At 62.2% G+C, this 25,516-nt stretch carries 15 protein-coding genes; 5 read left to right on the forward strand and 10 right to left on the reverse strand.

Translation table 11 applies throughout. The features are described 5' to 3' along the window. Positions 1 to 328 precede the first annotated feature (328 nt). From pncB to ASD00_RS00320, 3 genes are all read right to left on the reverse strand, one after another. On the reverse strand, positions 329 to 1,633 hold the full coding sequence (gene pncB, locus ASD00_RS00310) for a nicotinate phosphoribosyltransferase (RefSeq protein WP_025425870.1): 1,305 nt from the start codon (positions 1,631 to 1,633) through the stop codon (positions 329 to 331). An 81-nt stretch (positions 1,634 to 1,714) separates the two neighbouring features. After that, positions 1,715 to 2,314 (reverse strand): bifunctional nicotinamidase/pyrazinamidase, encoded by a 600-nt coding sequence (pncA, locus tag ASD00_RS00315; RefSeq protein ID WP_025425869.1) that lies wholly within the window; start codon positions 2,312 to 2,314, stop codon positions 1,715 to 1,717. Positions 2,315 to 2,496: 182 nt separating this feature from the next. Beyond that, positions 2,497 to 3,678 (reverse strand): polysaccharide biosynthesis/export family protein, encoded by a 1,182-nt coding sequence (locus ASD00_RS00320; RefSeq protein ID WP_025425868.1) that lies wholly within the window; start codon positions 3,676 to 3,678, stop codon positions 2,497 to 2,499. A 405-nt stretch (positions 3,679 to 4,083) separates the two neighbouring features. Here ASD00_RS00320 and ASD00_RS00325 point away from each other — a divergent pair, with 405 nt between their 5' ends. Genes ASD00_RS00325 through ASD00_RS00345 form a run of 5 tightly spaced genes read left to right on the forward strand, consistent with a single transcriptional unit; the run spans position 4,084 to position 16,940 of the window. Next, positions 4,084 to 11,625 (forward strand): type I polyketide synthase, encoded by a 7,542-nt coding sequence (locus ASD00_RS00325; protein WP_057204238.1) that lies wholly within the window; start codon positions 4,084 to 4,086, stop codon positions 11,623 to 11,625. Then, positions 11,622 to 13,037, forward strand: coding sequence for an aminotransferase class I/II-fold pyridoxal phosphate-dependent enzyme (locus tag ASD00_RS00330; RefSeq protein WP_057204242.1), 1,416 nt, complete (start codon positions 11,622 to 11,624; stop codon positions 13,035 to 13,037). The genes ASD00_RS00325 and ASD00_RS00330 overlap by 4 nt, the downstream gene beginning before the upstream one ends. 52 nt (positions 13,038 to 13,089) lie before the next feature. Continuing rightward, complete coding sequence (locus ASD00_RS00335) at positions 13,090 to 13,908, forward strand: SDR family oxidoreductase (protein WP_025425865.1); 819 nt, start codon at positions 13,090 to 13,092, stop codon at positions 13,906 to 13,908. A 55-nt stretch (positions 13,909 to 13,963) separates the two neighbouring features. Then, positions 13,964 to 15,598, forward strand: coding sequence for an LTA synthase family protein (locus tag ASD00_RS00340; RefSeq protein WP_038575873.1), 1,635 nt, complete (start codon positions 13,964 to 13,966; stop codon positions 15,596 to 15,598). Positions 15,599 to 15,638: 40 nt separating this feature from the next. Beyond that, positions 15,639 to 16,940 carry a capsule biosynthesis protein gene (locus tag ASD00_RS00345; RefSeq protein WP_244495990.1) on the forward strand — a complete coding sequence of 434 codons (1,302 nt, stop codon included), beginning with the start codon at positions 15,639 to 15,641 and terminating at the stop codon, positions 16,938 to 16,940. A gap of 31 nt (positions 16,941 to 16,971) precedes the next feature. On the opposite strand, the gene ASD00_RS00350 is transcribed toward ASD00_RS00345, so the two are convergent. From ASD00_RS00350 to ASD00_RS00380, 7 genes are all read right to left on the reverse strand, one after another. After that, positions 16,972 to 17,982 (reverse strand): KpsF/GutQ family sugar-phosphate isomerase, encoded by a 1,011-nt coding sequence (locus tag ASD00_RS00350; RefSeq protein ID WP_038575867.1) that lies wholly within the window; start codon positions 17,980 to 17,982, stop codon positions 16,972 to 16,974. Positions 17,983 to 18,127: 145 nt separating this feature from the next. Beyond that, positions 18,128 to 18,583, reverse strand: coding sequence for an Rrf2 family transcriptional regulator (locus ASD00_RS00355; RefSeq protein ID WP_025425861.1), 456 nt, complete (start codon positions 18,581 to 18,583; stop codon positions 18,128 to 18,130). 171 nt (positions 18,584 to 18,754) lie between these two features. Continuing rightward, entirely contained in the window at positions 18,755 to 18,967 is a 213-nt protein-coding gene (locus ASD00_RS00360; protein ID WP_025425860.1) for a hypothetical protein, read from the reverse strand. Positions 18,968 to 19,477: 510 nt separating this feature from the next. Continuing rightward, on the reverse strand, positions 19,478 to 22,018 hold the full coding sequence (gene secD, locus ASD00_RS00365) for a protein translocase subunit SecD (RefSeq protein ID WP_057204246.1): 2,541 nt from the start codon (positions 22,016 to 22,018) through the stop codon (positions 19,478 to 19,480). Positions 22,019 to 22,119: 101 nt separating this feature from the next. Continuing rightward, positions 22,120 to 22,545, reverse strand: a complete 426-nt coding sequence (locus tag ASD00_RS00370) for a hypothetical protein (RefSeq protein ID WP_025425858.1) — start codon at positions 22,543 to 22,545, stop codon at positions 22,120 to 22,122. A 171-nt stretch (positions 22,546 to 22,716) separates the two neighbouring features. Further along, complete coding sequence (locus tag ASD00_RS00375; RefSeq protein WP_057204248.1) at positions 22,717 to 24,321, reverse strand: 5-guanidino-2-oxopentanoate decarboxylase; 1,605 nt, start codon at positions 24,319 to 24,321, stop codon at positions 22,717 to 22,719. Further along, positions 24,318 to 25,508 carry a pyridoxal phosphate-dependent aminotransferase gene (locus ASD00_RS00380; protein ID WP_025425856.1) on the reverse strand — a complete coding sequence of 397 codons (1,191 nt, stop codon included), beginning with the start codon at positions 25,506 to 25,508 and terminating at the stop codon, positions 24,318 to 24,320. The genes ASD00_RS00375 and ASD00_RS00380 overlap by 4 nt, the downstream gene beginning before the upstream one ends. Positions 25,509 to 25,516: the final 8 nt, after the last annotated feature.

Here is a 25,516-nt window from a genome sequence, read left to right on the forward strand (position 1 = left end):
AGCCTGCGTTACCAATTCAACGGCAACGACGTGGAGGTCTTGAAATGAAAGGCATCGTTCTCTGGCTCATGGGCGTACCCCTGATCGTCATCGTTCTGCTTTACATGTTCGTGTTCTGATGGGTCGCTCAGGAAACCTGAGGAGATCGCTCGATCGAAACGCTCAAGCGGAAGATTTAATTTGTAGTTGCAGACATCGAAAGATGCGCCTTAACGCAACCTTAAGATTCTGTCCCTAGATTTGACATCGCGATGATGGACAATCGCAACGCTTAAATCCCCTTTTGAAACCGGCTCGCGCCGGTTTCTTTTTGTCCAAACGACCGCCGTCAGACCTTGACGGCCTGCTCGACGAAATCCTCGCTCCCGAAGAACTTCAGATAGCGCTGCACCTCGGCCGCGTCGCCGGTCGCCTTGCGGGGGTTGTCCGACAGCTTGACCGCCGGCCGGCCATCAGCGTCGCTGACCTTGCAGACGATCGATATCGGATTGAGGCCCTTGATCTCCGTCGGCGCGCAATCGGCAAAGTCATTGGTGAGGTTCGTTCCCCAACCAAAGCTCATGCGCACGCGTCCCTCGAAATGCCTGTAGGTTTCGATGATCGTTTCGACATCGAGACCATCGGAGAAGATGAGCAGTTTTTCACGCGGGTCGCGCCCCATCTTCTTCCACCAGGCGAGAATTTTCTCGCCGCCTTCGATCGGCGGGGCGCTGTCCGGACGAAAGCCGGTCCAGTCCGCCACCCATGCCGGCGCATCGCGCAGGAACGCGGCCGTGCCGAAGGCATCGGGAAGCACGATCAAGAGATTGCCGCCGTAGAGCTGATTCCAGTCCTGCAGCACCTTATAGGGTGCGGCGGCGAGTTCGGCATCGGTGCGGGCAAGTGCAGCTGCCACCATCGGCAATTCATGCGCGTTGGTGCCGAGCGCCTCCAGGTCCGTATCCATCGCCAGAAGCACGTTGCTGGAGCCGGAGAAGGATGCACCGATGCCTTCCTTCAATGCCTCGACGCACCAGCGCTGCCACAGGAAGCTGTGGCGCCTTCGCGTGCCGAAATCCGAAATCCGCAGGTTGGGATACTGCCTGAGGCGCTCGACCTTCGACCACATCTTCGCCTTGGCACGGGCATAGAGCACATCGAGCGTGAAGGGGCCGAGCCCTTTCATGGCCGAGCGCGAGCGCAGCTCGTTGATGATCGCCAGCGCCGGGATCTCCCACATGGTGGTCTCGGCCCAGCGCCCACGGAAGGTCAGCTCGAACTGGCCGTCGCGTCGCGACAGCTCGTAATCCGGCAGGCGGAATTTTGCGAGCCAGGCGAGGAACTCCGGCGAGAAAATCTGCTTGCGACCGTAGAACGAGTTACCGGCAAGCCAGATCATCTCCTTCTTGGAGAACCGCAACTCGCGCGCATGATCGAGTTGCTCGCGCAGTTCATTTTCGTCGATCTCGTCGGCCAGGCGCACGGTCTTGGTCCGGTTGATCAGCGAGAAGGTCGCGTCTACATCCGGATAGAGCTGCCAGATCATCTGCAGCATCAAAAGCTTGTAGAAATCCGTGTCGAGCAGGCTGCGCACGATCGGGTCGAGCTTCCAGGCATGATTGTAGACGCGCCTGGCGATATCGGTCTTGGTCATCTTAGGAATTGCTCCTCTTACAGCGCAGCGCGTCTTATGAGACGCGCAAAGGTCGCTGTAGCACTTTGAATTGCTGCATGGCTAAAGCATACGCACGCCGGCTTGCCGCATGCGCGTGATCATGGCGGAGAGCGAACCGTTGAGATCGATACCCCTGGAGGCATCAAGCACGACGGAGGTTGAAAACCCCTGGGCCACGGCGTCGAGCGCGGAAAAGGCGACGCAGAAATCGGTCGCCAGGCCGCACAAGGTAACGCTGCCGATACCGCGATCCCTGAGGTAGCCAGTCAGCCCGGTCGGCGTCCGGCGATCATTCTCGAAGAAGGCGGAATAGCTGTCGATGCCGGTGCGAAAGCCCTTGCGGATCACCAGTTCGGCGCGTGTCCATTTCAGCGATGGGTGAAAGTCGGCGCCGGTACTGCCCTGAACACAATGGTCCGGCCAAAGCGTTTGCTCGCCATAGGACATCGTTACCGTCTCGAACGGCGCTTTTCCCGAATGGACGGATGCGAAGCTCGAATGGCCGACCGGATGCCAATCCTGCGTCAGCACCACATGCTCGAACCTCCCGATCAGATCGTTGACCGCAGGCACGATCTCATCGCCGCCGGAAACGGCAAGCGCTCCGCCCGGGCAAAAATCGTTTTGCACGTCGACGACGATCAACGCCTCACCAGCCATCGCTTTCCCCTTGAGCGGACCAATCCCTATCGATCACCAAAATCGATTTAAGTCCAAGATCAATCACAGAATTTGAGCGACGGCAACCCGCTTCGACACCCCACGGCACGATCCTTGACGCACATAGAAAAAGGGCGCTGACCACGGTCGGCGCCCTCTCAAGAACTGCAGCCTGAATTGGATCAGTTGCCGTTGAGGTTGTCGGCGATGGAGAAGCCGGAATTGGCAATGCCGACCGGCTGCGCCACGAAGTTCAGGAACTTCGAGAAGTCCACCGACGGATGACGCGAGGCATAGATCACGTCGCGATTCTTGATCGGGAAGGTCTGGCCGACGATCAGGCTGTCCGGCTTGCTCATGTCGAAGCGGTAGACGATCGGATAGCGCCCCTGGCTGTCCGTCTGCATGCCCTTGCGCAACATCTCGTTGAAGCGCTGCTGGCCGAGAAGGCTCATGACGACATCCGGCTCTTCGTAGCGGAAGATGAAGTAGCCCTTCATGTCGAGCGCATAGTCGGAACCGCCGCCGGCAAGTCCCATGGCTTCCAGCAGGTTGAGGTCGTTGGCGCCGAACTCGACGCGCTGGTTGGCCTTGACGGCGCCAAGGATAGTGAAGCGGCGCGGATCGCGCGCAACGAAGATCTGGTCTCCCGGCTTCACATGGATGTTTTCAGACGGGTTCTCGATGATCGACTTCAGGAGAACCGTGCCGGTCTTCTTGCCGCGCACCAGCGTGACATAGGTCTCGTAGGGCTGCGCCACGGGGCCGCCCGCCTTGGCGATGACCTCGTTGATCGTCTCGTCGACGAGGCTGAGCGGGACGACTGCGGACTTGCCGACAGCGCCCGAAACGGTGACGTTGCGCGAGGCGGTGCTCATGCTCGTGACGATGACATCAGGCTCGACCGCCTTCTGCTTCAGCGCTTCCAGGATTTCCTGGCGCGCCTGTTCCAGCGTCAGGCCGGCAAATCGGACCGAGCCGACATAGGGGATGGCTGCCTTGCCGTCCGGCTGGACGACGAGGTCGATGCTTGTCTGTTTGGAGTCCTGCGTCGAGAACAGACCGTCGCTGCCGGCCTCGAAGATCGATACTTTCAGAGCGTCGCCAACACCGATGACGACCCGGCCCACACCGCCGCCGATACCGAACCGGCGGTTGAGCGTCGACGACACGTAGTCGGAAACAAGGCGTGCGGACTGACCGGTCACATCGACGATATCAAATACGGTGGCGTTCTTTCGACCGATTTCGGCGCCGGATTGGCCGGCATCCGCAACAATGGCCCCGGCCAGCGGCCCCTCGCCCGGAACAGCCTGACATCCCGCAAGCGCGGTAGAAAGCAGAAGGGCAGCTACACGTTTCAACTAAGACACTCCGAATTCGGCACAGCCATGATTCTGTTCATAGTTCTGCACCGCATGATCTCCCGGTCGGGAATCCGCCGGTCTCTGAAAAGCACAATAGCCGTCTCACAACAAGTCACTTGCAGACGAAGACGAGCAAAATAATTGGCCCTGCGCCTTTCCGGTCATACCTCCTACACCTTGACGGGTTTGCGGCCCGATTTGTCTTGGATGAAGGTTCTGGGCATGTATATGTTAGGCCATTGGACTTGAAAGCTAGGTACTTTAAGTTAAAAGCTGACTAATGAGGCGGAACGAATATACGTGGGGATAACCCTGGGGCGGAATGATTGGCAGTTGCGTTTTCCGCTTGGAAGCGCAATCGCAGATGCAACTTTAACGTCAGTTTAGAGCGTTCGATCATATATGGCTGTTGAAATTATTGGGCGTGCATGCCTCGCCCCTGGAGCAGAATCGCCTTCGGCGTTGTTCAAACTTCTTCGTCAGGGCAAGTGCACAGTCACCAGCATCCCGTCCGATCGCTGGGACGTTGCGCGTTTCTGGCACCCGGTCATGGGCACGCAGGGCAAGACCTATTCCTTCGCCGCGGGCGTGCTGGATCAGCTCTATGACTTCGACCCGGCCGTCTTCGGCATGTCGCAGCGCGAAGCCATGTATATGGATCCGCAGCAGCGCGTGCTCTTGCAGCTCGCCTGGCGCGCGCTCGAGGACGCCAATATCTCGACGACGTCGCTGCACGGCGAGAATGTCGGCGTCTACATCGGCGCATCGAGCCTCGACCACGCCAACCTGACGGTTGAGGACCCGGCGGCGGCCGGCCCGTATTTCATGACCGGCAACACCCTGTCGATCGTCTCCAACCGCATTTCGCACATCTTCGGGCTGAGCGGTCCGAGCATGACGGTCGATACGGCTTGTTCGTCCTCGCTCGTCGCGCTCGATCAGGCGATGCGCGCACTGAACGCCGGCGAAATCGACACGGCGATCGTCGGCGGCGTCAATATTCTCGCCCATCCGCTGCCGTTCGTCGGCTTTGCGCAGGCGCGCATGCTGTCGCCTGAAGGGCTCTGCCGCGCCTATGACAACGATGGCGCGGGCTATGTGCGCGCCGAAGGTGGCGTCGTGTTCGTGCTGCGCCGCTCGGACCGGGCGCGCCGCGAAAAAGACCGGAGCTATGCCCGGATCGTTGCGACTGGCGTCAATTCGGCCGGCCGCACGAACGGCATCTCCCTGCCCTCGCGCGAAGCCCAGGCAAATCTGCTGCGGGCGATCTACGAAGGCAACGGCATCGATGCCAATCAGGTGGCTTTCGTCGAGGGCCACGGCACCGGCACCAAGGTCGGCGACCCAGCGGAAGTCTGGTCCATCGGCACGGTCATCGGCGCCAATCGCCGGGCACCGGTTCCGATCGGCTCGATCAAGTCGAACATCGGCCACACGGAGCCTGCCTCCGGCCTTTTCGGCATGATGAAGGCGATCCTGGCGCTCGAAAACAACTACCTGCCGGCGTCGCTGCACTTCGACACGCCGAACGAACATATCGATTTCGATGGCCTGAACGTGCGCGTCACGGCAAGCCCGATCGAACTGCTGCGCGGCAAGCGTGCGCGGCTTGCCGGCATCAACTCCTTCGGCTTCGGCGGCGCCAATGCCCACGTGGTCATCAGCGATCCGGAGCCCGTTTCCGAAGACAAGATCAACAATCCGCCGTCGTCCGGTCACGTCTTCCTTGCAAGCGCCCATACCGCGTCGAGCCTCGAAGCACTGCTGAAGGACTACAAGACGCGTTTTGCCAACGCTTCCAAGGGCGAAATCCGCTCGATGGTCGCAGCGTCGGGCGCCAACCGCACCCATATGCGCTATCGGTTCGCGGCCCGCAGCGATCATCCCGAAGATATCGTCCGTGCGATCGCAAGCCATGTGGAAAAGCCGGGCTCCGATATCGGCGAAGTCGGCGAAGCCGTCACCAGAGATGCCAAGGTCGCCTTCGTCTTTTCGGGCAACGGTTCGCAATGGGCCGGCATGGGCGTCGAAGCGTTCCGTGAGAACCTGCATTTCCGCCAGTGTTTCACATCTGTCAGCGCGCTCTTCAAGTTCCATTCGGACATCTCGCTCATCGAGCTTCTGACCGATCCTGACCTCGACAAGAAGCTGTCCGACACGAAGATCGCCCAGCCGTTGCTTTTTGCCGTCCAGGCAGCTCTTTCCGATTCGCTTGTCGCCATGGGCGTCAAGCCAGTCGCCGTGTTCGGTCATTCGGTCGGCGAGATCGCCGCTGCTTATGCAGCCGGCGCGCTGTCGATGGTCGACGCCGTCTCGATCGTTGCAAAGCGGTCGCTGCACCAGGATCTGCTCGCGGGCCACGGCACGATGGCCGCCGTGATGCTGGGCGAAGACGCCGCGCGCGCCTTCGCCGAGGCGCACGGCCTCGATGAGCTTTGCGTCGCTGCCGTCAACGCCCACAATTCGGTGACGATCTCGGGCCCGGCCCATGAGATTTCCGCCTTCCGCGACGCGGCACGCAAGGCGAAGATCCCTGCTCAGATCCTCGACATCAACTATCCCTTCCACCACCCGATCATCGACCGGGCCAAGGACGCATTCCTGTCGGATATTCCCGATATCGCGCCCCGTCGTGCGGACGTTACCTACCTATCGACGGTTACGGGTGCTGCCCTTGATGGCACGCAACTCGACCCCGACTACTGGTGGAAGAATGTTCGTGAGCCGGTTCGCTTCCAGGCGGCGGCAGAGGCGGCGATCGAGCTCGGCTGCCGGCTCTTCATCGAGATTTCTCCGCGCCCGATCCTGTCCTCTTACGTCAAGGAGACGATCAAGCAGGCGGCGGCACCAGGCATGGTCGTGCCGACGCTGCTTCGAGATGTCGGAGAGACCGGTCAGGATCCGATCTCGGCCGCTATGGCGCGTGCTGTCGCCCACGGCGCAATCGTCGACACCGCGCGCGTATTCGGCAAGCGCAATGCGGCGATTTCGCTGCCGAGCCTGCCGTTCGAGCCGGTCGAATTGCGACCGGCGGCCACGACCGACGCCACGGATCTCTTTGGCCGCACCGCCAAACCCTATCGCCTGATCGGATGGCGCAGCGACCCGAACAGCGGCAGCTGGAAGAACCACATCGATGCGCCCCTCTTCCCGGATCTGGCCGAGCACGTTGTCGATGGCAAGGCTATCCTGCCGGGCAGCGGCTTCATCGAGATTGCCGTCGCAGCGGCACAGCAGTTTTACGGGACAGACGAAGTCGAGATCACCAATCTGGAAATCGTCCGGCCGCTGGAGCTCAGCGACAGCCGCATCATGGAACTGTCGACCATCCTGTCGCCGGAAACCGGCGATATCGAGATCCGCTCGCGCGAGCGCCTGTCCGAAGACGACTGGGCCGTTCATGCGGTCGCCCGGTCCCGCAAGCCGTTGCCGAGTGAAGAACGCGCGTTGCCTTCCTTTGCCGGCATGCAGAAGACGGCAACCGTCGCTCCGGCCAAGGCTTATGATACCGCACGGCAATTCGGCCTCGACTACGGTCCGCGTTTCCAGCTGCTGGCAAAGGCGGTTGCCTATAACGACCGGATCGTCGACGTCGAGCTGAAGAGCCCGGACAAACCGGGACATCCGCTCGTCACCTATGCCCTCAATCCGATCTCGGTCGACGCCACGTTCCACGGCCTCGTCGCGCTTTTTGACCGCTTCACCGGCGACAAGAGCGGCGCACCCTATATTCCGGTGCGCTTCGGTTCCGTGCGCGTCGTCAATGCCGGCAAGCCGATCGCGCGCGCCACGATCGAGATCGAACGTGTCAGCGCCAATTCGATCAAGGCCAAGTTCCATTTCTTCGACAAGTCGGGCGACCCGATCGCTCATTTCGAGGATTGCCGTTTCCGACGCACCTATCTGCGCAAGCACAAGGCGCTGGACGCTCTCTCTTTCCACTACGAAACAGTCCTTTCCGAAACGTTCCTGCCGACAGTTGAGGCCGACGTCCGCACGCCGGTAACCCTCGGCGTCAAGACGGCGGCCGATGCCGGCGTCGACAACACGACGTTGCTGTTCAACGCGGCGATCTACCGCGCCTGCCAGGAGATTGCGCTGAAGCTCGGCAAGGGCCGATCGATCGTGCGCAGCGATAGCCTGCCCGGTGATTTCGCCTTCCAGTGTTTCCTGGCGAGCTGCCTTTACGTGCTTGAGGATGCCGGCCTCTGCGAGCACAAGGATGGAGTCTGGGTCGTCGCCCAGGAATTCAGCCTGCCGAGCGTTCCAGAAATCCTGCGCGAACTCTATGGCGAACGTCCTGATCGTGCCGTCGAGGCGGTGCTGATCAACAACGCCTATGCGGAAGCGCTCGCACGCCTCGACGTCCTGCTGGCGGCCCCAGCCGGTGGCGATGCCGAAATCGTTGCCAATGCCGGCTTCATCAGCGATGCGACGCTCGATCATCAGGCCGTGCATTCTGAAGTAAGCCGCCAGCGTATGGCGCTCGTGCTTGATGCGGTCGAAAGCGCGCTACGGGCGCAGCCGACGGGAACACGTCTGCGCGTTCTCGAGCTTGGCAGCGTGTCTGCCGGGTTCACGCGCCGCATCGCGACGCTTGCAGCCAAACACGGCGCGAGCCTCGGTGTGGTCGAGCCGCGTGACAATGCCCAACGCGGCCTTGAACTCGCCTTCGAAAACGATGCCCATGTGCGCATTCTCAAGAAGGGTGAGCTTGCGACACAGGCGCCGTTCGATCTCGCCATCAGTGCCTCCGACCGGCTCTACGGCCTGATCGAAGACGACATCGATGTACGCACGGCACTCCGCTCGACGCTGCGCCGGACGGGTGGTCTCGTCGCTGGCGTCGGCGCGCCATCCCTTTTCAACGATTTTGCGCTTGGACTGTCGGATGGCTGGTTTGCCCGCAGCCAGGCGGCCGAGTTCCCGATCGGCAACCTCGCCGCCGTTCCTCACTGGCAGAAATGTCTGGCCGACCTCGATCTTCGCGAGATTGACGTCACCGACCGTGAATGCGCGTCCGGCAATGTCATCGTTCTTGAAGCACGCGGCGTGGAAGCGCCGGCGGCTGTCGAGACCGGTGCGAATGCTGCTGCCTCAGCGGCGGGCTCCTACCTTCTGTTGCAGATCGGCGCGCCCAAGACAAAGCAGTCGTCCACCGGCGCCATCCCCGTCGACCTGACGGGTGATGCGGCGACGGATGCGGCCTTGCTTCGCGATGCACTTGAGGCCTTCCGCGATCGCCCCGTTCGCGCCGTCTTCCTTTCGTCGCCTGCGCCGAAGAGCCGGACGGACGATTCTGCCTCGCTGCAAAACCAGGTTCTGGCGTTTAGCGCCGTAGCCGAAGTATTGCGGCGGCATGTCGGCGATACCGATCCAAGTGGCGACGCACGTCCGAGGCTCGTTCTTGTCGCGCCTGGCGGGGCGCCGGTCGCCAGCCGTGTCTCAGGCACGACGGCCGCAAGCTCCGGCACCAATGCCGGCCTTTGGGCTTTCGCCCGGGTGCTGCAGAACGAATATGAGTTCCTGGACGTTCATGCTCTGGATCTGGCCGCAGACGCCTCGACGTCTGACGAGCAGATTGCCGCATCGCTTCCATTGCTCACCGTTTCCGGCAGCAATCGCGAATGGCTGCTGGAAGGACCGAACGGATCGCTTTCGGAAATCCGTGCGGTTCCCGGTCCGACCGACAACGCCCATGGCTCGACGGCCTCCTTCGAGGCCGCCACCATCCGCCAGCGTGTCGCCTCTCAGGTCGGCAGCATCGTTTGGGAAGAAAGCAACGTGCCGTCCGCGGGCCCCGGCGACGTCGTCGTCAAGGTTGCGGCCACCGGCCTCAACTTCCGCGACGTGATGTGGGCGATGGGTCTTCTGCCTGAAGAAGCCCTCGAGGACGGCTTTGCCGGTGCGACGATCGGCATGGAACTGTCCGGTCACGTGGTTGCCGTCGGTCAAGGCGTGGACGACCTTTCGGTCGGCGATGCGGTCATGGCGATCGCGTCTGCGGCCTTCTCCACCCATGCCGTCGTTTCGCGCGCCGGCGTCGCCAGGCTGCCGCAATCGGTCAGCCCGGTTGCCGCGGCCACCGTGCCTGTTGCGTTCCTCACGGCCTACTACGCCATGGTCGAGCTCGGCCGCATCCAGGCCGGTGAAACGATCCTCATCCATGGTGCGGCCGGCGGGGTCGGCCTCGCAGCGCTGCAGGTTGCCAAGCTCAAGGGCGCGAAAGTCATCGCCACGGCCGGCACCCGCGAGAAGCGCCGCTTCCTTTCGATGCTCGGTGCCGATCATGTGTTCGATTCGCGCTCGCTCGGTTTCGTCAACGACGTGCGCGCCGTGACTGATGGAGAGGGCGTCGACCTCGTGCTGAACTCACTCTTCGCCGAGGCGATGGAGCAGAGCCTGGCACTGGTCAAACCGTTCGGCCGCTTCCTCGAACTCGGCAAGCGTGACTACTACGCAGACAGCAAGATCGGCCTCAGGCCGTTCCGCCGCAATGTCAGCTACTTCGGCATCGACGCGGACCAGTTGCTGGTCAACGCGCCGGCCCTGACCAAGCGCATCTTCACCGAGATCGGCGCCCTGTTCGAGGACGGCAAGCTTACGCCGCTGCCGTACCGTGCTTTCGATTTCGACGAGATCGGCAATGCGTTCCGCCTGATGCAGAACGCGGGTCACATCGGCAAGATCGTCGTGCTGCCGCCGGTGGCCGGCAAACACCAGGTCGCGACCCGGCCGCACGGTGGCGTCAAGGTCGACCCCGAAGGCATGCACCTGGTCGTCGGTGGCATCGGTGGCTTCGGCCTGGCCGCCGCCAACTGGCTTGCGGAAAAGGGCGCCAAGACGATCGCGCTCTGCTCGCGGCGCGGCCTTGCCGACGCGGAAACGACGGCGATGATCGAGCTTTGGGCCAAGGCCGGCATTTCGGCCACGGTTCACGCCTGCGATATCACCGATGCAACCGCTGCGGATCTCCTGCTCACCGAATTGCGAGCCATCGCACCGCTACGCTCCATCGTTCATGCAGCGATGGTGCTGGATGACGCGCTGATCAGCAATCTCAATCGCGAGCGCAACCGGCCGGTTATCGACACGAAGGCAAAGGGTGCCGCTGTTCTCGATCAGCTGACCCGCAACGATGCGCTCGACAACTTCATCCTGTTCTCGTCGGCAACGACGCTGGTGGGCAATCCCGGCCAGGCAAACTACGTTGCGGCCAACGGCTACCTCGAAGGTCTTGCCCGCGCCCGGCGCGCGGAAGGTCTTGCCGGTTTGGCGGTCGGTTTCGGCGCGATCGCCGACAAGGGCTATCTCGTGCAGAACACCGACGTCAACGATCTGCTGGCCAAGCGCATCGGCAAGACGGCACTGAAGGCGCAGACGGCGCTGGACATGGTCGAGAGCCATCTCGCCAGCGATCCCGGCACAGTCGACGCCGCCGTCGTGATGATATCGGAGATCGATTGGTCGGCCGCCCGCAACTTGCCGGTCGCGCGCAACGCGCTCTTCGAAGTCATCCTGCGTAGCGCCGATCAGCATTCGTCCGGCGGCGAAGGCACCAAGATGGACCTCGTCGCGATGATCGAGGGCAAGTCGGCGCAGGAAGCCGAGGATATTCTCTTCGAACTGGTCGCAGGCGAAATTGCCGCCATCCTTCGGGTCTCGAAGGATACGGTCACGCGCAGCAAGGTCCTGAAGGAAATCGGCCTCGACAGCCTGATGGCCGTGGAACTCGGCATGAGCTTCCAGCAGAATACCGGTTTCGACATGCCGCTCAGTGGTGTCGCAGACAACACGACGGTTGGCGACGTCGCCCGCAAGCTCTATGACAAGGTCAGCAAGCGCGACCAGGGCGAAGAGAGCGACGGTGCGGACGACAAGTTGGTCACAGAACTGGCGCAACGGCATGTCGGCACGGCAAAGGAAAAAGCACAGAGCCAATGAGCACGAACGGAAATGGTCCCGGCTCATCCAAGATGACCAGCAGCCTCAAGGAGAACCTGCTGGACCGGATGAGAAACACGCATCAATCCTCCGAGCGCAACCGCATGGCGCGTTCGGAGCGGGAGATGCCGCCGCCGGCCCGCCGGCAACAGGCCCGTTTCGAGGACCTGCCGGAGTACAAGCAGGTTCTGACCCAGAAGTTTGCCAGCGAACAGCTGGGGATCGCCAATCCGTTCTACCGCGCGCATCAGACCGCAGCCGGCGCCACCACCGTCATCGACGGGCGCAAGCTGATCAACTTCGCCTCCTATGATTATCTCGGCCTCAACCGGCACGCGGAAGTGCTGGCAAGGGCAAAGGAAACCGTCGACGCCTTCGGGATCTCGGCTTCTGCCAGCCGGCTTGTCGCTGGCGAGCGCCCTGTTCATGTGGAGCTCGAAGAAAAGATCGCGCGCTTCTACGGCGTCGATGCCGCGGTCTGCTTCGTCAGTGGCTATCTCACCAATGTCGCGGCCATCAGCTGCCTGATGGGCCCGAAGGATCTGGTTGTCCACGACGAGTTCATTCACAATAGCGCGCTTGCGGGCATCAAGCTCTCCGGCGCCACGCGCCGGCTGTTCAAGCACAATGACGCGAGCGACCTGGAACACGTGCTGCGCACGGTCTCGGGCGACTATCGTCGTATCCTTGTCATCGTCGAGGGCATCTACTCGATGGACGGCGACATCGCCGACCTGCCGGCCCTCCTGAAGCTCAAGGCCGAATACGGCTTCTGGCTGATGGTCGACGAGGCCCATTCCTTGGGGGTCGTCGGCAAGCATGGTCGTGGTCTTGCCGAGCACTTCGGCGTCGATCCGCATGAGATCGACATCTGGATGGGAACGCTTTCGAAGACGACGTCCAGCTGCGGCGGCTACATTGCCGGCAGCGAGGCGCTTGTTGCCGTGCTCAAGGCCTCTGCCGGCGGCTTCGTCTACAGCGTCGGCCTGGCGCCGGTTCTGGCCGCCTCGGCGGCCGCCAGCCTCGACGTGCTTGCGCGCGAGCCGTCGCGCACTGCCGCCCTCCGGCGCAATGGCGCGCTCTTCCTCAAGCTTGCCAAGGAAGCGGGTCTGGACACCGGCCTCAGCAGCGGCTTTTCGGTTGTGCCGGTGCTGGTCGGGGATTCCCTGCGCGCGGTTCAGCTGTCCAACGATCTGCTTGCGGCCGGCGTCAATGCGCTGCCGATCATCCACCCCGCCGTTCCCGAAGGACTGGCGCGGTTGCGCTTCTTCATCACCAGCGACCATACCGAAGAGCAGATCCGCAAGACGGTGGCCCTGACGGCGGAACGCCTGAAGGACCTGACCGAACGCAACTTCGGCCTCGGCGGCATCGATATCGATCAGATGATGAAGGCGCTCTCGGCGCGCTGAGGATGACGTGCAGGCGCCCTTCACGGGCCGGATGCCGCAGGCGGAAACCAGCATGACCCATGTGATCATCACCGGCGGCTCGAGCGGCATAGGGCTGGCGATCGCATCGATCTATGCGGGTCGTGGCGCGCGCCTTTCGCTGATCGCCCGTTCGGCCGAGATCCTGAAGCGTGCCCAGGATGAACTCTCCTCCAAGTCGGCAACAGCCGGCGACATCCGGATCGAGACGGCGGATGTCGCGCGGGAAGAGGAAATCATCGCCGCCATCCATCGCTGCGAAGCGGCATTCGGGCCCTGCGACATCCTGGTGACCTCTGCCGGCGTCGTCGAGCCGGGCCGGTTCGACGAACTCGGCAGCGCCGCCTTCCGGCGTCAGATGGAAACGAATTTTTCCGGTACCGTCCATGCGGTTCGCGCCGTCTACGCCGGCATGAAGCAGCGTGGGCACGGAAAGATCATGATGATCTCCTCCGGTGCCGGCCTTCTCGGCATCTATGGCTATTCGGCCTATTGCGCCTCGAAGTTCGCACTGCACGGCTTTGCCCAGGCACTCCGCTCCGAGGCGCGCGCGCATGGGATAGACGTCTCGATCTGCTTCCCGCCGGACACCCAGACGCCGCAGTTCCAGCGCGAGCTTGCCTTCCGTCCCCCTGAAGCCGCCGCCGTCATGGGTACGGTCAGCCCCTGGCCGGCGGAAGCAGTTGCCCGCAAGATCGTCTACGGCATCGAGCGCGGACGGTTCGAAGTCTATTTTGGAATGACGCTTTTTCTTCTCGGTCGGTTCGGCCCCACCGTCAGACCACTCCTCAACTGGTGGTTCGACCGCGCAATCGCCCGCAGTAGCGGTGGAGTATCAAAGGGCGGCAGGTGACGGCGCTTGTGCGCGCCGGCGATAGGATCTAAGTGTCAGGCGGATGCCGTGCTGCATGAGGCGGCGCCGGTGTGCAAGAAAGCATGAAGGTTTCCGCTTGGCGTTGCTCCCCTTTCAATTGCACGACTATCCGATAACGCTGACGATCTGTTGTTTCATCTTGTCCTGTGCGGTGATCTTCTTCACCGACCGCTTCGCTCTGCCGAAACGGGAACGCCGGAAAAACCCGTCTCCCTTTGGCCGCAAGCAGGACATCATCGATGTTATTGCCCGCCTGCCGGTCATCGCGCTGGTGTTCGCCGGCTTTTTCGCTGGCTCCTGGCGGCCACTTTATGCCGCCGCCGGCACGATGAGCTTCTTCATCATCTTCACCGGGATTTCTAGGGCCAAGTTCAAGTTCATCCGCGAGCCGCTGATCTTTTCCGACATCGCCCTCGTCGTCGACGTCTTCAAATACAAGACGATCTTCTATGCCAGTTCGCTGAACATCGTGTTCTGGACCGTTGCATTTCTCTATGTCTTCGGCGTTTCCGGGCTCTACCTCTATTTCGAACCGTCTGTTCTGCCCAACAGCGGCAAGGCCTTCTGGATCCTGGTGATGGTGGCAGTCGCCGCAGGCCCATGGCTCCTGCTGTTCTACGGCCCGGTGAACCGACCCACGGCGGCCCTCGTTCAGAGGCTCGTCAAAGTGCTCGACGTCAAAATGAATACGGTGCGCTTCGGCACCTTCGGGTCGGTGATCTTCCGCTTCATCATCTGGCTCGGCGTCAAGCGGGAGAAGATCGTCGCCGAACTCTCACAAATCGTTCGGGCGGCCGTCCAGGACCTGATCGGTGACGACGGTTCGCCGCTCATCGTCGTCTGGCAGTCGGAGTCCTTCATCGACATGCGCCATTTCGGTGTCGACACGCTGAAGATGCCGACACTCGACCGGTTGCGGCGTCAGGCCGCCCAGTGGGGACGCCTCAGCAGCGTCTTCGAAGGCGGCTATACGCTGCGCACCGAGTTTGCCGTCATCAGCGGGCTCGTGCCCGACGATATCCACGTGGATGCAAGCTACCCTTATCTGCGCGCGTCCCACTATTCCGACGTCGTCTGGCCGGGAAAGATGAAACGCGCCGGCTGGCACACCCATTTCATGCATCCTTACGACCGCACGTTCTTCCTGCGCCACAAGGCGATGCCGCAGCTCGGCTTTGCCGAGCTGACGATGCTCGATGGATTCGACCACGTGCCGGCGCGCGACGGGCCTTACGTCTCCGACGAGAAGCTCGCCGCCAGGGTCATCGATGCCTGCGAGAACCTGCCGGAAGACAAGAGCGGTTTCGTTTTCGTCGCCTCGATGGCAAACCACGGACCTTGGGAACCGGGTCGCGTTGGCGATCTTGCCAACCCGGTGGACATCTATCTGGCGATCCTTGAGCAATCCGACGCAGCACTGAAGCAGCTGACCGATCGGCTCGACAGGCTCGACCGGCCTGTCTGGTTCGTCTTTTATGGCGATCATGCGCCGCTGCTGAAATCGTTCGCAGACCCCTTCCCCGACCCACGCACGGATTATCTCATCGTGCCTTTTTCCAAGGCGAAATCGACGCATCATCGACCGGTCGAACCACGGGATGTCGCTGCCTGGGATCTGATCGAGGCGCTGCTCAACCACGCCAACCTCAAGAAGGACACGCTGCGTTAGCGGCGGCGAGACGATGGAAAACGCAGCGTTGAACACCCGTGTGTCAGCCGATCGGCCAAGCCGACGGGTCTTCCTGTTCCTGCAAGGCCCGTCATCGCCGATCTTCCGCAAGATCGCCGATCGGCTTGAGAGCTACGGCCACACCTGCCTGCGGATAAACCTCAATGTCGGCGACGAGATCATCTGGCGTCGCAAAGGCGCATCCAACTACCGCGGGAGAGCGGAGGATTGGCCGGACTATCTGGCACGCTTCATCGGCCTGCACCAGGTCACCGACATGATCCTGCTTGGCGAAGAGCGCCCCTATCATCAGGCTGCCACTGCGGTCGCCCGGCGGACCGGGGTCGCGATCGCCATCGTCGAGATGGGCTATCTCCGACCCGACTGGCTAACACTCGAGCGCGACGGCATGTCGTCGAACTCCCACTTTCCCGCCGACGCCGCCCATATCGTCGAAGCCGCGAAGACCCTGCCGGAGCCGGATTGGCGCAAGCACTACAGCCAGACCTTTCTCGCCGATGCCAGCTACGACCTTCTCTACAACCTGCCCAACGTCTTCCTGTGGTTCCTCTTTCCGCATTATCGCCGTCACGCGATCTTTCATCCACTTGCCGAATATGCCGGCTGGATCCGCCGCCTTTTCACCGGCAAAAGACGCAGTGCCGAGGCCGAGGAAACGGTCCGCATCCTGCTTTCGGAACGCGTGCCCTTTTTCGTCTATCCGCTGCAGCTCGAAACCGATTTCCAGCTGCGCGCCCACTCGCCGTTCCACAGCCAGAAGGACGCGATCGACGAGGTCATGCACTCGTTTGCAGCCGATGCGGCTAGGGCAACCAGACTGGTCTTCAAGGTTCATCCGCTCGACAACGATCTGATCGCCTGGCGCAAATTCATCGACGACAAGGCAGCGGAACTCGGGCTGACCGGTCGCGTGTTCTATCTCGATGGCGGCAATCTCGATGTGCTGGCAGAGGCCAGCGCCGGCATGGTCACGGTCAACTCGACCGCCGGTCTGCACGCGCTAAAGCAGGGACGCCCGGTCAGGGTGCTGGGCACGGCTGTGTTCGACATTGCCGGTTTGACGGACCAGCAGCCGCTGGAGGATTTCTGGCAAAGGCCGACAGCACCCGACGCCGAGGTGAGCAGCGCCATGTTCCGGCTGCTTGCGGCTTCGATCCAGGTGCGGGGCAATCTCTATTCAAGAACAGGAACCGACGCAGGCGCCCGGGCAATCGCCGAGCGCCTGCACGAGAACACGGTCAACCAGCCCGGCGCGTTCATCGATCCGCCACCGCGCCGGAAGCCGCAGAAAAGACAACGGCCAGCCTCGCGATCGGCATAGGCTGGCCGTAAAAATTCCAAGACGGCTTAACTCAGGCAACGCCGGCGCGAAGCAGATCGTGAATGTGCAGGATGCCGACGGGAAGCCCGTCGTCGTCGACGAGAAACAGCACGGTCACCTTGTGATCCTGCATGAACTCCATTGCACCGCTTGCCAGAACATCTCCCCTGATGACACGGGGGTTACGCGACATGACCGCCTCGACGGTCTGCGCAAGCAGATCGCCCGACATGTGGCGACGGAGGTCGCCGTCGGTGATGACGCCGGTCAGCTTGCCATCCTCGTCGACGATGCCGACGACACCAAAGCCCTTGGAAGACATCTCGATGACGGCTTCGCTCATCGGGCGACCGACGCTCAAGAGCGGCACCTGTTCCCCGGCATGCGCCAGTTCGCGCACGAGACGCAGTTGAGCGCCGAGCTTGCCGCCGGGATGGAAGGTCTTGAAATCTTCGGCGGAGAAACCGCGGCGCTCGAGCAGGGCGATGGCAAGCGCGTCGCCGACCGCAAGCTGCAGCATCGCCGACGTCGTCGGCGCCAGCCCATGCGGACAGGCTTCCTGAACCTTCGGCAGCACGATCGGCACTTCGGAGTTGCGAGCGAGAACGCTGTCGCGGTTGGACGAAATCGAAACGACCGGCACCTTGAAGCGCTTGGCATAGGTGAGCATGTTGGCGAGTTCCGCCGTTTCGCCCGACCAGGACAACAGGATCAGCACGTCCTGCGACGTGACCATGCCGAGATCGCCGTGGCTCGCCTCGGTCGGATGGACAAAATAGGCGGACGTGCCTGTTGATGCCATGGTCGCCGCCATCTTGCGGCCGATATGGCCACTCTTGCCGACGCCGGAAACGACAACGCGCCCCTGGCTTTCGCCAATGAGTTCGATCGCTTCGACCATGCTTTGCGCAAACGCCGTATCGGCACCGAGATGATCGGCCAGCGCCTTGATGCCTGCCATCGCCGTCGTCAGCGTCCTGCCGACCGACTCCAATGCGGCAGAACCGCGTCGCTCATCCGCTGATGCGTGTCTCAAACCCATGATGTTTCCATTCCCGCGAAGACGTTTGCGCCGGTTAGAAGCGGCGTTTCTCAGACCCATTGCAGGCAGATAGGCGCTTTTTCTTGGCAAACCAAGCCAAAGCCATCGAGTTTCGGCAGGAAATCCCACAAAGACGACGGTTTCGTCAGCCGACGCGCTGTTCTTCCGGCGCTTCGAGCGGCATCGACTTGTCGGCCGCAAACTCTTCGAGCGTCATGGAGTCCAGGATCGCGGCAACCGCGTCGCGCACGGTCGTCATCGACACACGGACCTGACAGGTCTCGGGATCATTGCAGTCCTCGCAGACCTCGTAAGCCGTGCGGCTGGCGCAGCGGATCGGCGCAAGCGGACCGTCAAGCGTCCGGATGACATGGCCGATGCGGATTTCCGCCGCCGGGCGCGACAGCGAATAGCCGCCGCCTGGCCCCTTCTTCGAACGCAGCATGCCGGCGTTGCGCAGTTCGAGCAGGATCGTATCCAGGAATTTTTTCGGGATATTGTTGCGCTGGGCGATTTCGGTAATGAAAGCCGTCTCTCCCGGCTCCAGTCGAGCGAGGTCGACAAGAGCCTTCAATCCGTACTTTCCCTTCTTCGTCAGCATTCCGGCAAGCTTTCCCTACGGTTCCCTTGAGAACGGGAATCATCCGCGCAAACGCAATCTTGTTTTGGCATAGCACAAGAATCGTGCGGCAAACACACAATTGTGGCACAGAATCAATGCAAAGCTTGGTCTGGGATTATACTCGGAATAAGGGGGCGGCCGCCCCAGACATTATGCTGCGGCCGCATCGCCATGGCGTTCGGCAGGCACTGCCTGACGCGCGAGCAGATGGCGAATTGCCGCGCGTGCTTCGTCAGCCGACCGGAACCGCTGAGCGTCCAGATCCCAGACATGGTACTTGACTGCCAGGAACTTGAACCGGCCGTCGTCCGGGACGACGACCCCGACGGCTTCGCCGCCATATTCGATAACCTGCTTGCTCATGCAAATAACGCTCCTTCCACACCCGGAGGCGCGGACATTTCAATTTCGGCAAAGGATGAATTTCGAGAGTTCGAGGATCACATTCGGCAGAGGCGAATGAGACGTTTCTTCACTGTTGCACGACAATGGGAACGCGTGCCGAAGAAGGCGGCGGTCGAGACGGTTTCGGACATGTCACACTCCTTTGGCTTGGTCCGGCATCGCAATGCCGGAGCGGTTCATGAACAACTGTGAGGCGGACTCGCCCGCGTCACAGAGCTGCAAACTAGAATAATCTACCAATTCCGTCAATTAAAAACATGATGACGCGAAAAATATTTCTCAACCCATCAAATTTTAGGGGTCCCGGATGCAATATCCGTTCTCCCGATCCGAAACCGGAGACCCTCGCTATCTAGGAAGCGACGAATCAACCTGCAAGGTACGGGGGCGATAAAGACAGCACTTTCTGACAAAAAAGGGGCGGCCCATAGGACCGCCCCTTCACATTTTATAACCTCAGCCCTGATATCAGGCGGCCGGTGCGCCCGGCTGCGTGGTTCCGGTGCCGGTGCGGGTCGCTTCGCGATCCTTCCACCAACGATTGAGGAAGAGCAGGATCGGGCCGCCGATGTAGATCGACGACGTCGTCGCGACGATAACACCGAAGATCATCGGCCAGGCGAAGCTCTTGACGGCATCGCCGCCCCAGATTGCCATCGGCACCAGTGACAGCGCCGTGGCCATCGAGGTGAAGATGCATCGCGCGATCACCTGGTTGATGCTCATGTCGATGAGGTCGGAGAACGGCATCGACTTGTACTTGCGCAGGTTCTCGCGCATGCGGTCGTAGACCACGACCTTGTCGTTGACGGAGTAACCGATCATCGTCAGCAGTGCGGCGATGGCCGTCAGGTTGAAGTCGATGCCGGTGAGCGCGAAGAAGCCGATCGTCTTGGTGATGTCGAGCAGCAGGACCGCGATCGCGCCGACGGCGAAGTGCCATTCGAAGCGGAACCAGATGTAGAACAGGATCGCCACCATCGCGAGACCGACGGCAAGGAAGCCCGAACGCGCGAGTTCCGTGCTGATCGTCGGGCCGACGACTTCCGTCCGCTCGAAGGTCACGTCGGGAATGGTCTGAACGGCTGCATCCTTGATCTTGTTCAGGGCAACCGTCTGCTCCTGCTCACCGCCGGGCTGGCGCTGAACGCGGATCAGGACCGACTTGTCCTGGCCGAATTCCTGAAGGGCGACTTCACCGATGTTGAGCGACTCCAGACCATGGCGCAGCGCCGGCAGATCGAGCTTCTGCTTGGATGTCGCTTCCACCTGGATACCGCCGACGAAGTCGATGCCGTAGTTGAGGCCGGGCGTGAAGAACAACACGACCGAGCTGATCGACAGGAAGGCGGACATGCCGATGGCAACGAAACGGCCCTTCATGAAGGAGAAGGACGGCAGATGCGGAACACGTCCGAAGAGCGAGGGGATCTCGAGCTTCTTCATCTTCCGGCGGATGACGACTTCACGCATCATCAGGCGCACGACGGTCACCGACGTGAACATCGAGATGACGATGCCGAGCATCATGGTCACCGCAAAGCCCTTGACCGGTCCGGAGCCGAACGCAAACAGCAGCACGGTGCCCGAAAGCGTGGTGACGTTGGAGTCGATGATCGTCGCATAGGCTTTGTTGAAGCCGATATCGAGCGCCTTCATGGCGCCGGCGCCGCCCTCGGTTTCTTCTCGAATACGGGCATTGATGAGAATGTTGGCGTCCACCGCCATGCCGATGCCGAGGATGATACCGGCGATGCCGGGAAGCGTAAGGGTCGAGCCGAGCATTGCGAGCACGCCGATCGTCAGAATGGTGTGCAGTACCAAGCCGACGTTAGCGATCATGCCCCATGCGCCGTAGAGCACGACCATGAGGGCAACCACGAGGCCGAAACCGGCAAGGCCGGTGAAGATGCCCATGCGGATGGAATCGCTGCCGAGGTTCGGGCCAACGGAACGCTCTTCGATCACGGTCAACGGTGCGGGCAGTGCGCCCGAGCGCAGCAGTGCCGAAAGAACGGTTGCTTCCTGTGCGGTGAAATTACCGCTGATCTGACCGTTACCGCCGATGATCGGTTCGCGGATGACGGGCGCGGTCAGGACTTTGCCGTCAAGCACGATGGCGAAGGGCCGGCCGACATTGTCACGGGTGATTTCGGCGAACTGCCGGGCGCCGAGCGAATCGAAGGTGAACGAGACAATCGGCTCATTGGTGCGCTGGTCGAAGCCGGCCTTGGAATCGGCCAGACGCTCGCCTGAAATGGCGATGCGGCTTTCGACCGGATATCTGTTGCCGTCGTTGGCACCGGGCAGGATGTCGACGCCACGGGGCGCCGGCTGCGTCACGTCGACGGTCTGATCCAGCATGTGGAAGCTCATCTGGGCGGTCGAGCCCAGGAGTTGGCGGAGCCCGGTCGGATCCTGCAGGCCCGGAAGCTGGACGAGAATACGGTTGGAACCGACGCGCTGGATCAACGGCTCGGCGACGCCGACCGTGTCGACGCGCCGGCGAATGATCTCGAGGCTCTGTTCGACCGCCTTGGTCATCCGGTCGTTGAGGCCGGCTTCGGTCATTGCCAGGCTAATGTTGCCACCGTTCTCGGTGACTTCGATATCCGAGGCCGAACCACCGAAACCGAGCGTGCCGACAGGGGCTGCGAGCTCCTTGAGCTTCGGCAGCGCCTTTTCGAGGTCGGCCGGATCGTCGATCTTGACGGTGACGGCATCGCCGCTGATGCGCGCCGACGAGGCGGGAATGCGCTCGCCGCGAAGCGCCCTGCGCGTATCGTCGAGCAGGGTTTCAAGCCGCGCCTTGCGCAGGCCGGCGGCGTCGACCTCGAGGACGAGGTGAGAGCCGCCCTTCAGGTCGAGGCCGAGGGTAACGGGCTTCACCGGCAGCCAGGCGCCGAATTGCTCGCGTTGTGCCGGCGAGAGAACGTTTGGCAGCGCTGCTATGCATCCGAAGATGATAACGACGACATAGGCGAAAATCGCCCATTTGGATGTACGCATGTTGTGGTTCCAAGAGAGCCTGTACGGGCGAAAGCCGCGTGATCAGGACTTTGTTTCATCAAGGGCATGAACACGATCGCAGCGATCATCGTGCCCGAATATCAGCAATCACCAGAGGCGCGCGGAGGCGCACGGATTTGCGGGCCGCGGTTCGACAAACCATCGGCGAAGGGCGTACGGCCGAAAGCGAGGTCTTCGCCGGACGGCTCGAAAGCAAGAAACTGGACCGACGCAAGCAGCATCGGCACCGCGCCGTCGCCGGTCGCGGATTTGCCATCCTTGCGTTCGGCGGTAAAGCGCAGATCCGAAACCGGGGTGGCGCGCGAAATCTGGCGCGCGGCGGGGTGATCCGAAGGAACGGTGTCAGGCGCGGAGAAATTGCCCGCCTGCTGTTCGGCTGAAAGACGCGAGGAGAAGCCCTGCCCGACGACGATCAGCTGCATGGCGAGCGAGGCACAGAAGAGCCACAGCACGGCGATTAGCCGGCCGGCAAACTTGCCTCTGTTGCCACCACACACTGGGTCCATTCGGGACGCCGCCCCTTCCTCGGCGCTTGGCGCCTGAAAGTTCAATTCAGCCGGAATGCAACAAATCTAGCCGAAGAACATGGCCGGAATCGAGCACGAGGCGCTCTTAACACCATTGCGGGCGCGAAATGTCAAATTTCGCGCCGCTCAAACGGTGACATGATTTGCAGGTTACGCGGTTGCGCCGCTGGTTTTCACCTGATGAATCTCGATCAGCGACGGCCCGCTGCGCGCGACGGCATCCGCAAGTGCCCGCGAAAGGTCAGTGACCGACGTCAGCCTTTCCGCCTCGATGCCATAGGCCTTGGCGGCGAGGATAAAGTCCGGCGCAGACGGCCTCACACCCTCCGGCGTCACACCGGAATCGATCATGTAGGACTCGATCTCCTGATAGCCGTCGTTGTTCCAGACGAGGAAGATCACCCGCGCTTGGACATCGACGGCAGAACCAATCTCGGCAAGCGAAAACTGGAAACCACCATCGCCGACAAGGCAGACGACCGGCCGCGACGGGTCGGCCACGGCAGCACCGACGGCTGCCGGCGGCGCGTAGCCCAATGCCCCGTACCCCGTCGCCGAGTTGAACCAGCTGCGCTGGCGCGGCGCGTCGCAATAAAGGTTGCCGGCGTAGACGGCCTGAGTGGAGTCACCGACGATGGTGCAGTCCGGCAGCGCCTTGTAGACCGCATCGATCACGGCAATCTCGGCCCGCATCTTCGCCGTCAGCTCCTTCAGCGCCGCCTTACGCGCTACCTCGGCGCGGGCCGCTCCATCCTTCGGCGCATGTCCCGGCAGGAAAGCCAGAATGCTCGCCGTCGCCGTCTTGGCGCCGGAGAGGATCGAAAGTGCGGCATGCGGACCGCGGGCCAGCTGTGCTGCATCGATGTCGGTACGGATCAGGTTGCGCAGCACCGGGAACCCGCCATCGGCATACATGTCGTAGTCGGTCTGGCCCATCTCAGTGCCAAGCGCCAGCACGAGATCAGCCTCCTTGAGCAGCGATCGCACCGCCTTGAGGCTGGGGCTTGCCGGAACGCGCAGCGGGCTGCCGGCCAGCATGCCGCGCGCATTCACCGTCGTGACGACGGGCGCGCCGATCTGCTCGGCAAGTGCCCTGACCTCCGCCTCGGCAGTCAGAGCGCCGCCGCCGCAGATGATCACCGGGCGGGTCGCGTCGGCGCAGAGGATCGCGGCGCGTTGTAGCGTCTCGCTGTCGGAGCGCGGACGGGTCGCGGCGGCCGAGCGGATCGTCTTCGGCTCGATCCGTGCCGTCATGACGTCGGTCGGGATCTCGATATGCACCGGCCCTGGCCGGCCGGACAGCAGCACAGAGAAAGCCCGGTCGACGACAAAAGGCAGGTCGTCGGGATTGAGCAAGGTGTGCGAATAGAGCGCCAGCGTCTTGATCATGCCGTGCTGGTCGGGAAGCTCATGCAGCAGCCCGCGACCGTGCCCAAGCGAATCGCGACGATTGACGCCTGAAATTACCAGCATCGGGATCGAATCCTGCCGGGCCTGCGCCATGGCGGTGATGGTGTTGGTCAAGCCCGGTCCGGTGATGACAAGGGCGACGCCCGGCTTGCCGCTGACGCGGGCATAGCCATCGGCCATGAAGCCGGCGCCCTGCTCGTGACGGGGGGTGACGTGGCGGATCTTCGATGCCGCCAGGCCGCGATAGAGCTCGACCGTATGAACGCCCGGAATACCGAACACCACCTCGACGCCATTGGCCTCGAGCAGATCGACCAGGGCTTCGCCTACTGTTTTCGTGGTCATGCGCGGCGCTCCTGACGCAGTGTGGCGCGCTCGGCAAGCACGGTGATGCGACGGCAAGCCTCGTCGATGTCCTTGTCGGGCACGGTCAGGCTGACGCGCAGAAAGTTCTGCGCCTCGTCACCGAAGGAGGATCCCGGCATCACCGCGACCCCCTCTTCCTCCAAAAGCGCCCAGGCGAAGGCTTCGCCGGTCATGCCGGTGGCCGACACGTCGATCAGCGTGAACATGCCAGCCTCCGGTGGCAAGACCAGGATGCCTGGCGCATTGGCGAGGCCCTCGACGATGCGGCGCGAGCGAGACTTGTAGGTCTCGCGCATCCGCCGCGCCGTATCGATGTCATGCGTCAGCGCGTAAGCCGTCATATCGGCAATGAACGGCTGCACGCCGAACAGCATGGTTTCCGACACCGGCAGAAGCCTATTGGTAAACTCCTCCGGCCCGACGGCCCAGCCGCTGCGGAAGCCTGGCGCTGCATGCGACTTGGAGATCGACGACACGACGATAGTGCGCTCGGCCAGATCCGGATTGTCGAACGGAGAGGCAAACACGGCGTCGAACACCAATTCCTCGTAGACCTCGTCGCAGACGATCCAGAGATCGTGGCGGCGCGCGACCTCGCCGATCTCGGCGATTTCAGCCGCGGTCAGTACGGCCCCGGTCGGATTGTGCGGCGTGTTGAGCAGCAGCACCCGGCATTCCGGCGTGATCGCCTTCTCGATATCGGCGGCCTGCATGTGAAAACCAAACTCCGGCTTCAGCGGCACCAGCACGTGATGGGCGCCCGTCGACTGGATGACGCCCTCATAGGTGGCGTAGAGCGGATCGCCGACGAGAACGGCATCGCCGGCCTCGACCAGGCCCAGCATGACGCCGAAGAGCGCCGTCTGCGTGCCCGGGAAGCACATGACGTTTTCGGTGGTGACATCGGCGCGGCGACGGCGGTACTTCTCGACGAGCGCCGCCACGACCGCATGCTCGCCGCGGCCGTTGGAATAACGATAGCGACCGGCATTCATGGCACGCTGGCATTCATCGAGCAGAGCGCGGTCCGGCGGCACGTCCGGCTCGCCGATCGTCAGCTCGATGATATCGGCACCACTCGCCTTCAGTTGCCGCGCACGGATGTGCAGCGACCATTTTCCCGAACCGAGGTCGGCGAGGCGTTCGGTGATCGATGCATAGCGCATGGTGTTTT

The organism is Ensifer sp. Root31 (assembly GCF_001424825.1).
Lineage (GTDB): Bacteria > Pseudomonadota > Alphaproteobacteria > Rhizobiales > Rhizobiaceae > Ensifer > Ensifer canadensis.

Bases quoted from the DNA above. Each gene is read 5' to 3' on its own strand.
- ASD00_RS00360 (WP_025425860.1), bottom strand. From the start codon at position 18,967: ATGAGCAAGCAGGTTATCGAATATGGCGGCGAAGCCGTCGGGGTCGTC.
- pncB (WP_025425870.1), bottom strand. From the start codon at position 1,633: ATGACCAAGACCGATATCGCCAGGCGCGTCTACAATCATGCCTGGAAG.
- ASD00_RS00380 (WP_025425856.1), bottom strand. From the start codon at position 25,508: ATGCGCTATGCATCGATCACCGAACGCCTCGCCGACCTCGGTTCGGGA.
- ASD00_RS00335 (WP_025425865.1), top strand. From the start codon at position 13,090: ATGACCCATGTGATCATCACCGGCGGCTCGAGCGGCATAGGGCTGGCG.
- ASD00_RS00370 (WP_025425858.1), bottom strand. From the start codon at position 22,545: ATGGACCCAGTGTGTGGTGGCAACAGAGGCAAGTTTGCCGGCCGGCTA.
- ASD00_RS00330 (WP_057204242.1), top strand. From the start codon at position 11,622: ATGAGCACGAACGGAAATGGTCCCGGCTCATCCAAGATGACCAGCAGC.
- ASD00_RS00355 (WP_025425861.1), bottom strand. From the start codon at position 18,583: ATGCTGACGAAGAAGGGAAAGTACGGATTGAAGGCTCTTGTCGACCTC.
- ASD00_RS00325 (WP_057204238.1), top strand. From the start codon at position 4,084: ATGGCTGTTGAAATTATTGGGCGTGCATGCCTCGCCCCTGGAGCAGAA.
- secD (WP_057204246.1), bottom strand. From the start codon at position 22,018: ATGCGTACATCCAAATGGGCGATTTTCGCCTATGTCGTCGTTATCATC.
- ASD00_RS00375 (WP_057204248.1), bottom strand. From the start codon at position 24,321: ATGACCACGAAAACAGTAGGCGAAGCCCTGGTCGATCTGCTCGAGGCC.
- ASD00_RS00350 (WP_038575867.1), bottom strand. From the start codon at position 17,982: ATGGGTTTGAGACACGCATCAGCGGATGAGCGACGCGGTTCTGCCGCA.
- ASD00_RS00340 (WP_038575873.1), top strand. From the start codon at position 13,964: ATGAGGCGGCGCCGGTGTGCAAGAAAGCATGAAGGTTTCCGCTTGGCG.
- pncA (WP_025425869.1), bottom strand. From the start codon at position 2,314: ATGGCTGGTGAGGCGTTGATCGTCGTCGACGTGCAAAACGATTTTTGC.